The following is a 13910-nucleotide window of genomic DNA, read 5'->3' as shown; positions in this document are numbered from 1 at the left end:
GGAAGATTGAAAGCCTCCCCTTTATGGGGAGGCACATCATACGAACAAAGGAGATTGTATGTTGACCAAGATAAAAGTAGGCATTATCGGTTTAGGGGAAGTCGCGCAAATGGTTCATTTGCCGATTCTGGAGTCCTTGTCTGAGCTTTATGAGATGGTGGCATTTTGTGATATTTCACCGAAGCTGTTAGCCAAGATCGGTGAGAAATACCGGGTTAAGCAATTATTTCTAAACTATAATGAGATGCTTGAACAGTCCGATCTTGATGCTGTTTTTGTGCTGAATCATATGGATTATCATACGGAATGTACGATTGCGGCATTAAACAAGCATATACACGTATTTGTAGAGAAACCGATGTGCTGTACCCAACGTGAGGTTAATGAGATTATTCAAGCGCGTGACGCTTCAAGTGCACATGTCATGGTAGGTTATATGAGACGGTTTGCTCCCGCCTATCTTCGGGCAATCGAAGAGGTCAAGTCACTGGGACCGATTATCTATGCCCGAGTGCGGGATATCATCGGCCCTAATCAGTTCTTCACGCGTCAATCCAGCCCGGTCTATCGTTTCGATGATATCCCTTCTTTAGCAGTACAGGATCGCAAGGAGCGGACCGCCAGACTAATGAGAGAGGCAATTGGCGAATTGCCAGATGAGATGTATGTAGCCTATGGCTTGTTGCTCGGACTGAACAGCCACGATATTTCGGCGATGAGAGAGTTAATCGGGATGCCGATCGGGGTGAAAGCAGCCTCCTCTTGGCTGGACGGAAGATTCAAGAATGCCATCTTTGAATATGAAGGTTTTAACGTGACTTTTGAGACGGGGATAGATCAACAAGGCAGATTTGATGCTCATATCGAGGTGTATGGCGAGAACAAGTCCGTCCTTATCCAGTACGATACCCCGTATATCAGGCAACTGCCAACGACACTGCATATCAGCGAGACGATTGGGGACAATTTCAATCAATCAACGGCTCGAACGACCTACAAGGATGCTTATGTGTATGAACTGGAATATTTCCATGAAGTCGTCACGAAGGGGATGCCGCCCAAGACGACACCAGAGGATTACTTGCAGGATCTCGTTATCTTTCAAATGATGATGGACGCTATTCAGCATGAATAGTAAGGTGTGAAGACGATGAAACTACTTTGCTGGCAACAGAGCTGCGACGGCATGAGGACCGGGCCTCATCATCAACATTTGGAAAAGGGTGTGTAGGGACATGAAAAATGAGCAAATCCTGGCCGCTCGCCGGCGCACGGTGAAGGAACTGGCTGCTGCCGGTATTCAGTTGACCGATGCGGAACAAGCGAACGTGGAAGTGGCTGATTTTGGACTAGGCGAACTAGAGCTTCAAGGTCTGGAAATTATAACTTATGTGAATACGGACCGCTATTGCGCCAAAGAGCTCGTGTTATTTCCGCGCCAAACCTGTCCCGAGCACTTACATCCACCTGTCGGTGATGAACCGGGCAAAATGGAAACGTTCCACTGCCGTGCAGGAATTGTGTATCTGTACGTCCAAGGTAAGGCGACACCGGCAATCGCCGGTCAAGTGCCGTCTGGCAGCGAGGCGCACTACACGGTATTCCATGAAGTCGCGCTTCGCCCGGGTGAGCAGTATACCATCATGCCTGGCATCAAGCATTGGTTTCAGGCAGGCGACGCGGGGGCTATCGTCTCCGAGTTTTCCAGCCTGAGCCGGGATGAATTAGATGTTTTTACCGACCCTCGGATCGCCCGAATGGCAAATTTATAAAGCTACACACGAAATGGCGCTGCGCAGGGACTTGGAGAAGCTGGGGTTGGCAGGGTTGCTGAGCCGTACATTTGGCGGCGCTATCCTCATAGGCAACGACACACCGGGGTGACATAATCAATTTCCATGTGTGATTACTTTGGACAAAAACCCGGCATATCCACCAGCCATACAAGAATTAATAAATGAAAAAGTCCTACCAAAAGAAACATTGGTTAGACAAACTAAGTATCTAAGCAACATTGTTGAACAAGATCATCGATTCATAAAGAAAATCACAAAACCGATGCTTGGTTTCAAATCGTTTCCCACTGCAGAACAGACGTTGAAGGGAATCGAGGCCATGCATATGATAAGTAAAGGACAGGCGAATAATAATTCGTCTGTCCTTTCTGCTGTTGAATGGCTCAATAAAATATTTGGTATAGTTGCAAAGTTTAATTTGCAATTTGTTGGGTATTTACTGTTTTTTTTAATTCTTGCACCACAACCCTACCAAAGATTTGAGCCCTTTTTCTTGTTTCAGAGAAAGTACTTTCGAATTTCAGAATAAATATTGTAGAAAATTGTCGATTTGGGAGGGATGAGGGAGTTTTGTGATAATTTTGTGAGACCGGTTTGATAGTATGAATAATTATCGACATAAAAGCCTGAAATTCAAAGGGTTTCGGTCGTGTTCATCTAACAGAGTGGTTGAGGAGGAAACATGAGACGATGAAATTACTAATGAAGCAGATCATTTCGCTGATTCTAGTAGCAGTGCTGTTTTTATCCGGCATATTTCCGGCGGGAACCGGGGTCGGTACGGCTGCGCAGCAAGCGGATTGGGAAGAGGTAGGCGCTCGCACGCCTTCGCCGTTCTACGGTTCGGAAGATTTGTTAAACCTTCAAGTGGATCAGGGCATTCCATACATGGCCTTTATTGATCAGAGATTTGTAGGGGGCAAGATTACCTACAAGGTCGTAGTTATGAAGTATGAAAATAACGACTGGGTTGGCATCGGCAACACCGATGCATTGAAAGTAGACAACCAAAGTCGGATTGCCCTTTTTGTTGACAATGGAGTTTCCTATTTATTATTTCTCGATGCGGAGAAAAATAAGAAAATGTCTCTCGCTAAATTTAACGAGACGAGCGATAAATGGGAATTCGTAGGCGACAGAGGTTTCGGGGAAAATGTCGATATGAATCCTCACGGGACGCTTGTTGTAAAGAATGGCGTTCCGTATGTGACGTATCTCTACCAGTATCAGGATGCTTCGCATAGGACGATCTTCAAAGCTGTTGTCCAGAACTACACCGAAGCAACCGGGAAATGGCAGGAAGTATTCACAGACGTAAATGCCTCTTCGGGGCATAGCACGCTTTTTCTTGACGAGCAAGGTACTATGTATATGGGATATAACGAATATCAAGGTTTTGTTGTCAAAAAGTATAGCGGGAATGAGTGGCAGCTCGTTGGGGTGAAGGACACAAGCGTCGCGGCGAACGCTCATGTTGTGTATGTGGAAAATGGCAATGTGTACTATAGTTCTAGCGCTACTGTAAAAAAATTATCGAAATCCGGCATGAACACGGATTATTGGGCCACTTTGGGCGGAAGCTTCTTCAATAGTATTGTGTTGGATACCGATATGAAAGTAATCAATGGTACGCCCTTTGTATCTTATATTGATCGATATGGCGGAAAAATCACAGTAAAGAGATTTAACGGAGAATCTTGGTCTGTCGTAGGTACGCCTAATTTTTCGCAAGGGGATGGGTCTGGAAGTCTCGCGAAAGTAACAAGCAGAACGTCTTTGGCTGTTTCTAACGGATATTTGTACGCGGCTTATACGGATGGGCTAACGCGGAACGCAATGGTCAAAAGGATACCGGTACCCGATATGACACCGCCCAAAGTTACCGCACTTACGCCGGAAAACGGAGCGAAGCAGGTCGCGGTCGATACGGATCTGACGATGACGTTTGACAAGGATGTGGTAGCGGGAACAAGTAAATATATTAAAGTTTCCGACAATAGCACGGCCATGTACTTTCAAGTAAACGATACAACGCAAGTAACGGTATCGGGCAACAAGGTGACAATCAAGCCGAGAAACCCGCTGGCTTCGGGTACGGCCTATTATGTGAATGTTGACGCCGGCGCGTTCAGGGATTTGTCGGATAACCCGTATGCAGGAATCAACAACAACTCGACATGGACGTTTACGACGGAAACGATCGCGGATGCCGCGAAATCGACGATTGCCGCCTCGCCCCAGATGACGGTGGCTGATGGCACGACTTTTTCTACCATCACGGTTACAGTGAAGGATTCGCAGAATCGTCCGATTGAGGGCAAAACGGTGGAACTGACCGCCAACCGGGGCAGTTCGGTCATTACCCCAATTCAACCCGCAACCGATGCATCGGGACGAGCGACGTTCAAGGTGACGGACCGTGTCATCGAACAGGTTGATTATACGGCAAAAATCGGCAAGACCGCGATCAACGGAAAAGCGACCGTTTCTTTTACGGCGGGCGAGCCGGATTCCGGGAAGTCGACGGTTACGGCTGTGCCGACAAGTGTTCCGGCGGATGGAAAGACAGCGGCGATGGTGATTGTCAAGCTGCAGGATGCAAGCGGACATCCCGTTTCCTGGAGATCCGTCAACTTGAAGGCTGACGGAGGCAACTCGAAAATTAGTCCGGTGAAAAACGTCAGCGATGAGAACGGTCAGGCGGTTTTTGCCGTGACAAATACGGCGGCGGAGCAGGTGGCGTACACGGCAAGTACAGGCATCGTGACGATGACGCAACGTGCGACCGTTAGCTTTGAAGCGGTGCCTGACGGCGGCGGACCTGGCGGGCCGGCGTCCAAGTCCAGCGTCATCAATTCGACCGTTAGTGCAATTCCGGAAACGGTGCAGGCCGACGGAACGCAGGAGTCGACGATTACGGTGAGCCTGAAGGATGCAAGCGGCAAACCGGTTGTCGGGAAGACGGTGAAATTATCGGCGGATGGCGGCAGCTCGGAGATTGCTCCGGCCCAAGTCGTGAGCGATGCGGCAGGACAAGCCGTTTTCAAGGTGAAAAATGCGGTCGCTGAGCAAGTGACTTATACAGCGAAAGATGTGACCGATGGGGTCACTATCGCCAAACAGGCAAAAGTTACCTTTGAAGCTTCCTATCTAATCCCGAATGCCGTCAGTGTGCTGCAATCGACGGTCACGGCGTCTCCGTTAAAGGTGGAGGCAGACGGAAGTGCGGTCTCGACGATTACCGTCAAGCTGAAAACATATACCGGCCAGCCGGTCGCCGGGAAGACGGTGAATTTGTCGGCTGGCGGCGGCAGCTCAGCGATTGCGCCGGCTCAAGTCGTGAGCGGGGCAGACGGCAGCGCAGTGTTCACGGTGACGAATACAGTGGCGGAGCAGGTGACCTACACGGCGAAGGAGGACACCGGCGGCGTGACGCTGGCGCAGCGTCCGACAGTTACGTTTGAATCCCCGGCGGCGGGTCCGGGCGGGCCGAAGTCCAGCGTGCTGGCATCGACGGTGACGGCGTCGCCGGAAGCGGTCGAGGCGAACGGGACGCAGCCGTCCACGATTACGGTGACGCTTAAAGACGGCAGCGGTCAAGCCCTTAGCGGCAAGACGGTGAGCCTTGCAGCTAGCGGGGGGAGCTCGGTCATTACGACGGTTCGGGGCATTAGCGATGCCAAGGGTCAAGCTGTATTTACAGTGACGAATACGGCGGCGGAGCCGGTGACGTACACAGCCAAAGATGAAACGGGCCATGTCACATTGGCGCAGCAAGCGACGGTCATTTTTGAAAGTTCGCCGGTTGTTGCCGTCACAGGGAAGCCGAGCGTGACGGAGTCGACGGTGCTGGCATCGCCGACCCAAGTTGAGGCAAACGGAACCAATTCATCGGCGATCACCGTGACGCTGAAGACGGTGGGCGGCGAGCCGGTCAGCGGCAAGAAGGTAAGCCTGAAAGCGGCTGGCGGCAGCTCGGTGATTGCGCCGGCGGAAGCCGTCAGCGGCTCCGACGGCACGGCGGTGTTCACGGTGACGAACACGGCGGCGGAACAGGTGACTTATACGGCGAAGGATGAGACGGATGGCATTACACTGGCTCAGCGCGAGACGGTCACCTTTGAAAACTCGGCAGCGGGACCGGGCAGTACGAAGTCCAGCGTGGTCGAATCGACGGTGTTTGCTTCCCCGTCAACGGTTGACGCGAACGGCAGCGCGGCCTCGACGATTACTGTCACGTTGAAAACAGCCGGCGGTCAGCCAGTCAGCGGCAACAAGGTGCGTCTGACAGCCGATGGCGGCAGCTCGGTGATAACGCCGGGGGAACCCGTCAGCAGCGGGCCCGACGGTACGGCGGTGTTTACGGTAACGAATACGGTGGCAGAACAGGTGACCTATGCGGCGAAGGACGAGACGGACGGCGTGACGGTGGCGCAGCGCGCAGTGGTGACCTTTGAAGCCCCTGCCGTAAGTTCCGGTGGGCCGGCAACAAGCGATGGGAAATCGACGGTCGTTGCCTCCCCAGAGAAAGTAGAAGCAAACGGCAGTACGGCATCAAAGATCACGGTGACGCTGAAGACGGCCGGGGGCCAAGCGATTAGCGGTAAACCGGTGAGCTTGACGGCCGACGGCGGCAGTTCGAAAATTTTGCCGTCGCAGCAAGTCGTCAGCGGTGCGGATGGTACCGCCGTGTTTACGGTAACGGATACGGCTGCGGAACAAGTGACGTATACGGCCAAAGATGCGGCCGATGGCGTGATTTTGTCGCAGCGTGCAACCATTACTTTTGAAGCTCCAGCTGGCGGAGCGGGTGAGCCGAAGTCGAGCGTGACGGAGTCGACGGTGAACGCATCCCCAGAGAAAGTAGAAGCGAATGGCAGTGCGGCCTCGACGATTACGGTGACGTTGAAAACGGCCGGCGGTCAAGCGGTCAGCGATAAAATGGTGAGCTTGACAGCGTTAGGCGGCAGTTCGGTGATTTCGCCGGCGCAGCAAGTCAAAAGCGGACCCGAGGGCACCGCAGTATTTACGGTAACGAATTTGAAGGCCGAGCAGGTCACGTATACGGCGAAAGATGAAACAGACGGCGTGACGCTTGCGCAGCGCACGAAAGTGACCTTCGAAGCTCCGGCTGTCGGTACGGCGGGTCCGGTAACGAGCGTTATTGATTCAACCGTCGTTGCTTCTCCGGAGAAAGTAGATGCTAATGGAATAGCAGCCTCGACCATTACGGTAACGCTCAAGGCGACAGGCGGCCAGCCGGTAAGTGGCAAAATGGTGCGATTGACAGCCGATGGCGGCAGTTCGCAAATGGCACCGTCCTATGTCTTTAGCGGAGCGGATGGCACAGCGGTGTTCACGGTCACGAACAGGACAGCGGAACAAGTGACGTATACGGCCAAAGACGAGACAGATGGGGTGTCGGTCGCGGAGCGTGCAACCGTAACCTTTGAAAAAACGGCTGGCGGAGCGGGTGCTCCGAAGTCCAGCGTGGCGGAGTCGAAAGTGGTGGCGTCCCCTGCGAAAGTAGAAGCCAACGGGGTGGCAGCTTCAACGATTACGGTAACGTTGAACGATGTGAACAAACAGCCGATTGCAGGTAAAACGGTGCGCCTGACGGCAGCCGGCGGCAGCTCGGTAATTACGCCGGCACAAGTCGACAGCGGGCCCGATGGTACGGCCGTTTTCACGGTGACGAACACGGTGGCGGAGCAAGTGACGTACACGGCCAAAGATGAGAGCGATAACGTAACGATTGCGCAGCGTGCCAAGGTCACCTTCGAAGCTCCGGCAGGGGGTTCGGGGGGACCGGCAACGAGCATGACGGTTTCAACGGTCACGGCTTCCCCTCTGCAAGTGGAAGCGGACGGCATAACGCCGTCAACGATCACGGTGACACTGAAGGCGGCTGACGGTCAACCGGTCAGCGGCAAGACGGTGCGGTTAACCGTAAACAGCGGCAGCTCCGTCATCAAATCCCTTTATGGGGCAAGCGATACGCAAGCGGTCGGAACGGATGGCACCGCGGTGTTCAAGGTAACGAATGCATCAGCGGAGAAAGTAACGTATACAGCCAAAGATGAAACGAGCGGCATCATCTTGGCGCAGCGTCCGACGGTGATCTTTGAAAAAACGGCGGGCGGCGGATCGAAGTCCAGTGTGACACAATCAACAGTTGTCGCGTCCCCGGTGAAGGTACAAGCGAACGGCGGGGTATCGACGATCACGGTGACGCTGAAAACCGCAGGCGGCCAGCCGGTTAGCGGCAAACAGGTGCACCTGACACCAAACAGCGGTACTACGGTCATTGATCTGGTTTATGGAACGAGCGATGCCCAAGGGCAGGCGACTTTTAACGTAACGAATTCGAAGGAAGAGCAAGTGACATATACGGCCAAGGATTTGACCGACGGCGTAACGCTAGCGCAACAAGCGGTCGTAACTTTTGAAACCCTGTCGGCCGGAGGACCCGGCTCGAAATCGAGCGTGTCAGCATCGATCGTCACGGCAACGCCAGTGATCGTTGAAGCGAACGGAACGGACAAATCGACGATCATCGTGACGCTGAGGGATGCGAACAACCAGCCGGTGAGCAATAAGTTGGTGAGCCTGTCGGCCAGCGGCGGTAGTTCGGTCATTAACTCTGTTTATGGTACGAGCAATCCGCAAGGAGAAGTGACATTTACCGTAACGAATACGGTCGCGGAAGAAATAACTTACAGCGCCAAAGACGAAACGGATCATGTAAGCATCGCCGAACTAGCGGTCGTGACGTTCTTTAAAGCGTCAGGACCGGGAACGCCAAAATCCAGTGTCGAGCTTTCCACGGTGAAGGCAACCCCGGCACAAGTAGCGGCGAACGGCATAGATACGTCTATGGTAACGGTGACTTTGAAGGATGCAAATAACCAGCCGGTCAGCGGCAAGAAGGTCAGTTTGAAGGCTACCGGCGGTAGCTCGGTCATTACCGCTGTTGACGGAACCGGAACAAGCAATGCGCAAGGCGAAGCGATATTCACGGTCACGGACATAGCTGCCGAACAAGTGACTTACACCGCCAAAGATGAAACGAGTCAGGTGAGCATCGCCGAACAAGCGACAGTAACGTTCCAATCTGCCCCTGGCATGGGCACAAAGAAGTCTAGCGTCGTGAACTCTACGGTGAAGGCAACGCCGTCCACGGTGGCAGCGGACGGAACGGACAAATCGACGATCACCGTGACGCTGAAGGATGCGAATAACGATCCCGTCAGCGGGAAGACGGTGATCTTGACGGCAGGGGGCAGCAGTTCCGCCATTACCGCCGTGCATGGAACGAGCAATGGGCAAGGTCAAGCGATTTTCACCGTTACTAACAGCGTTGCGGAACAAGTAATATACCGCGCCACGGATTTGACGAGCGGTGTCACCATTGCCGAGCAAGCAACGGTGACGTTTCAAGTGCCCCGTGGGACAGGCGCTTTGCCGGCCAGTGTAGCGCGTTCTACGATTACAGCAGCACCGGTAGCGGTAGCGGCGAACGGTAAGACGATGTCCACGATCACCGTGACGCTCTTAGACAAGAACGGTCAAGCAGTGAGCGGCAAAACGGTTAGCCTGAAAGCCGACAGCGGCCAATCGGTCATCACAACAGTGCAAGGTGTGAGCGATATGCAAGGCCAAGCAGTATTCACCGTAACAAACAGCTATGCGGAGAAAATTTTCTACAGCGCCAAAGACGAAACGGATCAGGTCAACATTGCGGCAAAGGCGGACGTTACGTTCCAGACCACACCGGGAACAGGTGATCAAACGACCAGCGTGGCCCGGTCCACGGTTATCGCTTCTCCGACGACGGTCGATGCTGACGGCACGGCATTTTCTACGATTACCGTGACGCTGAAGAATGTGAGTGGCCAGCCTCTAAGCGGTAAAACCGTGAATCTGACAGCCCTCGGCGGTTCCTCGGTAATCAAGCCGGTACAAAAAATAAGCGATACCGATGGAAATGCGATCTTTACGGTAACAGATAAAATTGTGGAGAAAGTCTCGTATGAAGCCAAGGAAGTTACAGGGAATGTCAAAATCGGTCAGCGCGCCGAGGTGACATTCCAGTCGCCCGGTGAAATCAGCAAGCCGATCGATCCGAACAATGTCACCACCGATCCGGACACGGGGAAAGTGACCGTGAAAGATGTGGAGCCTGGAGCGACGGTTAAAATCTACGACAAGGACGGCAATGTGATCGGCACGGGGACAAATCCGGGCCCTGGCAAAGGACCGGTCATTATCACGATACCTGGCCTGAAGGAAGGCGACGTGATCAAGCTAACAAACAGCGAGCCGGGCAAGAAAGAAAGTACGAAGACGGACAAGACGGTGACCAAGGAGCCGAGCAAGCCGATTAATCCGAGCAATGTCGCTGCCGATCCGGATACGGGTAAAGTGACCGTGAAAGATGTGGAGCCTGGAGCGACGGTCAACGTATACGACAAGGAAGGCAACGTCATCGGCACCGGTACAAATCCGGGCCCTGGCAAAGGACCTGTTGTGATCACGATACCTGGCCTGAAGGAAGGCGACGTCATTAAATTAACAAACACCGATCCGGGCAAGAAAGAAAGTACGAAGACGGACAAGACGGTGACCAAGGAGCCGAGCAAGCCGATTGATCCAAGCAATGTCGCTGCCGATCCGGATACAGGTAAAGTGACCGTGAAAGATGTGGAGCCGGGAGCGACGGTCAACGTGTACGACAAGGACGGCAAGGTCATCGGGACCGGTACAAATCCGGGCCCTGGCAAAGGACCTGTTGTGATCACGATACCTGGCCTGAAGGAAGGCGACGTCATTAAATTAACAAACACCGAGCCGGGCAAGAAAGAAAGTACGAAGACGGACAATACGGTGACCAAGGAACCAAGCAAGCCGATTGATCCGCGCAATGTCACTGTCGATCCGGATCGGAACAAGGTTAAAGTGGATAAAGTACCGCCTGGCACGAAGATCACGATCTATGACGAGGATGGCAATAAGCTGGGCGAAGGCGAAAATCCGGGCCCGGGCGAAGGGCCGGTCGAAATCGATATCCCGGGGCTGGATAACGGGGACATCATCCGTGTGACAGCCAAGGAGCCGGGACACAAGGAGAGCAATCCGACAAACGTGATTATTCCGAACAAGCCGAAATACGATGTGATAACGGCATGGAAAGATAAGGATGTCACCGTCACGGTTACGCTGAAGCCGGGAGCAGAGCCCTACGCGGGCAAGGCGTACGTCGTGTTGCAAGGAATGCGGAACGACACGCCTGTCTTCGTGGTCGGGCAATCGATTGACGGCCGCGCTCCGCAGCCGTTCACGCTGCATATCGACCGCGCGGAAATCGGCGATCTGGTGTATGCGGTCGTCGTCACCCGTCCGGAATACAACCGCAGCGATGTCGGACACAGCTTGTCCGAAGAGCGGACGGATGTTGTGACGGCAAGAGGCGAATAACGAATTTCGGGAGGCAGGTTCGCTTGAAAATTATGAAATCAACAAGAATTGTCCTACAGCTTGTCATGCTTTTATCGCTACTGATCGGCCAAGGCGTACCCGTAACGGCCGCTCAGGCGGCTCCGGTCATTGCGGGAATCGCCGACAAGTATCAGGGTGACAGCGTTACGATCGGCGGCGCTGCCGACACCCAGGAGGTTATTTTAAAAGTTTTTGATCCGCAGGACGATGTTTATTATTTTCGGTCGCTGCCGGTTCGGAACGGGCATTTTGAGACCTCGTTCCATCTAGCGGCGGACGCCGCGCTCGGCCGGTACATGGTACTGGCCGGATACGGCTCCGATGTGGCGCGTTCTTCGTTCCTTGTGTTGAAGCGGAACGGAGGCGACAATACGGATTCCGAGTTGGAGGACGCGCTCAAGCATCTGAGTATCGGTTTTAGCAATGGCGATACATGGGAGAGCGTCACCTCGTTGCTTTACTTGCTTGCCGTAGGTAAGCACGAAACGAACGTCGTCTGGATGTCAAACAAGCCTGGGGTGATCGCTATTGGAGAGCTTCAGGGGAATGAAATTATGGGCCGGGTTAACCGCCAACCGGAGGAGCAGAGCGTCATCGTGACGGCCACCGTCTCGAAGAACGGACGATCCGCAACGCGGCCGTTCCTCCTGATCGTCAAGAGCGGCACGATCTCCAAGCAATCCGTTACGGAGCGCACGCGCACCATCAAGGTTGTGGGTGAGAACGGGGGCTACTCCAGTCCTCTTGACATTACGCGAACGGTTTTGTCCGATCTGACCCGGATCGACAAAACGATTTTGGATGAGGCTTCGGCTGACCGAATTCTAGATCGCAGCCGAGAGACGGGGGAACAGACCGCCCGCATCCTGATGGATGCGCCGGCTGGCGATGTTCCCGATGAATTTGCTGTAGAGATCGTGGCAGGTGGTGTTTCAGCGCTGGCCGGCCGCGGACTTACCCTGCGCGTTGAAAGCGAAACGGCGAATTTGACGCTGGATAACGCCATTTTGCGTCAAATGATGAATCAGGCGATGGATGTGTACTTCCGCATCGTGCCGGTTCGCGACGAGCTGAAGCGGCAGACACTGGCTAATCGGGTGTTGCAGGAGCAGGCAGTGCGGCAGGCGCCGGGGGGCGCACAAGCAACAATCGTCGGCACGCCGCAAAAGATCGAAACGAACTACAGCAGCTTCCGAACGAAGCTGACGATTCCTTTCAACGGCATTGTACCGCCGACGAATCAGGCTGATTTCCTCAATTCCTTGAGGGTATTCATCGAACATAGCGACGGCGAGAAAAAGCTGGTGACGGGAACGATCGTCAACAGGGACGGAGCGCCTTACGGGATCCAAATCGAGATCGACAAGTTCAGTACGTTCACCCTTGTTAAGCTGGGTACGCCTTCGGGAGACGGGTCTTCGACCGGGACGTCGTCTGACGGATCGAAACCGGTGAAGGTCACGCCTGCTTTGACCAAAGCGGAACTGTCGGTCGATGAAGGCCACATCGTCATTGATCATGACGGCGGGAACGAAGGACTCGACAAAGACGGCTTCAAGGTGACGGTAGACGGCAAGCCGGTTCGGATCGTTGAGGTCGTCCTCGACCAAGGGCGGATCAAGCTTATCCTTGAACCCCCCGCTAAGGAAGGCCAGCGTGTAGAGGTGACGTATGCTGGGGATGCAACAAGCGACGGCGCCATGCGCAAAAAGCTGTTCAGCGGGCTGGCGGCGCAGCGCGGTAAGCATTCCGGATTCGTATTCGGTTACCCGGACGGTACCTTCAAACCGGAGAACGCGATCAGCCGAGCCGAGATGGCTGCCCTCCTCTCGCGTGTTTATGAAGGACCGAAAGGAACCGGGACCGTCTATTCTGACATGAAGCAGGATCATTGGGCGAATGAATATATTGCCGATGCGGCACGAACCGGCCTCATGAGGGGGTACCCGGACGGAACGTTCCGGCCTTCACAGTCGATAACGAGAGCCGAAATGGCATCAATTATCGCTGTCTGGAAAGGGCTGAACGAAACAGCGGCGGCAAGCGCTTCGGATACGCAAGGCCACTGGGGCGTGCAGACGATCGCCCGGGTCATGGCGGCAGGCGTGATGAACGGCTATCCGGATAGAACGTTCCAGCCGGATCGGGAGCTGTCCAGAGCCGAAGCTGTTACGATCATCGATCGTCTGCTTCAGCGGGGACCGCTATCCGGCGTATCGTCACCGACATGGTCAGATGTACCTGCCTCTCACTGGGCGTTCGGCTACGTCGAGGAGGCATCGACGGAGCATCGGTATGAGCGCCTTACAGAAGGCGGGGAGAAGAAAGTGAAGTAAGAACGGAAATGAATAAGGCCTCTGTCGAAGCTACCTTGGCCAATATAGACGCGGACTTTATCGCTGTGGGTCGCTTCATGCTTAATGATCCATAATACTCAATGTTCTGCTGACAATGTTCATTCAAACCTTTTTATGGAATGTTGCTTCTATTCGATTTAGATCAAAGTATTGCTTTAAAATGCACCGATTTTCTCGAAAATAGAAAACATAGTGGAGGAGTTTGCTTTACAGCAACTCCTCTTTTCATTTATTGAAGTAACGGGCAGAACAGTGCAAA

At 53.7% G+C, this 13910-nt stretch carries 5 protein-coding genes and 2 pseudogenes; all 7 read left to right on the top strand.

The annotated features are described in order from the left end of the window. Positions 1-58: 58 nt before the first annotated feature. Positions 59-1135: a Gfo/Idh/MocA family oxidoreductase gene (locus IEY34_RS10640; RefSeq protein WP_189011176.1), complete on the top strand. Its 1077-nt coding sequence runs from the start codon at positions 59-61 to the stop codon at positions 1133-1135. A 100-nt stretch (positions 1136-1235) separates the two neighbouring features. Next, positions 1236-1772 carry a D-lyxose/D-mannose family sugar isomerase gene (locus IEY34_RS10635; protein WP_189011174.1) on the top strand — a complete coding sequence of 179 codons (537 nt, stop codon included), beginning with the start codon at positions 1236-1238 and terminating at the stop codon, positions 1770-1772. Beyond that, complete coding sequence (locus tag IEY34_RS37520; protein WP_189011172.1) at positions 1729-1884, top strand: DeoR family transcriptional regulator; 156 nt, start codon at positions 1729-1731, stop codon at positions 1882-1884. The genes IEY34_RS10635 and IEY34_RS37520 overlap by 44 nt, the downstream gene beginning before the upstream one ends. Before the next feature lie 18 nt (positions 1885-1902). Next, positions 1903-2157, top strand: a pseudogene (locus IEY34_RS37790) (DDE-type integrase/transposase/recombinase); the annotation flags it as partial. Between the two features lie 329 nt (positions 2158-2486). Continuing rightward, positions 2487-11273, top strand: a complete 8787-nt coding sequence (locus IEY34_RS10620) for an Ig-like domain-containing protein (RefSeq protein ID WP_189011168.1) — start codon at positions 2487-2489, stop codon at positions 11271-11273. A gap of 32 nt (positions 11274-11305) precedes the next feature. Further along, positions 11306-11941, top strand: a pseudogene (locus tag IEY34_RS37785) (immunoglobulin-like domain-containing protein); the annotation flags it as partial. A 66-nt stretch (positions 11942-12007) separates the two neighbouring features. After that, the gene (locus IEY34_RS10615; protein ID WP_189011166.1) at positions 12008-13630 is read left to right on the top strand and encodes an S-layer homology domain-containing protein; all 1623 of its coding nucleotides are present in this window, start codon (positions 12008-12010) and stop codon (positions 13628-13630) included. Positions 13631-13910: the final 280 nt, after the last annotated feature.

This window comes from Paenibacillus marchantiophytorum, from assembly GCF_014640555.1.
GTDB classification, from domain to species: domain Bacteria; phylum Bacillota; class Bacilli; order Paenibacillales; family NBRC-103111; genus Paenibacillus_E; species Paenibacillus_E marchantiophytorum.
This window is presented reverse-complemented; position numbering and strand designations above follow the sequence as displayed.

What these genes read in the sequence shown, in the direction of transcription:
- IEY34_RS10640 (WP_189011176.1), top strand. Translation starts at nt 59, where the DNA reads ATGTTGACCAAGATAAAAGTAGGCATTATCGGTTTAGGGGAAGTCGCG.
- IEY34_RS10635 (WP_189011174.1), top strand. Translation starts at nt 1,236, where the DNA reads ATGAAAAATGAGCAAATCCTGGCCGCTCGCCGGCGCACGGTGAAGGAA.
- IEY34_RS37520 (WP_189011172.1), top strand. Translation starts at nt 1,729, where the DNA reads ATGTTTTTACCGACCCTCGGATCGCCCGAATGGCAAATTTATAAAGCT.
- IEY34_RS10620 (WP_189011168.1), top strand. Translation starts at nt 2,487, where the DNA reads ATGAAATTACTAATGAAGCAGATCATTTCGCTGATTCTAGTAGCAGTG.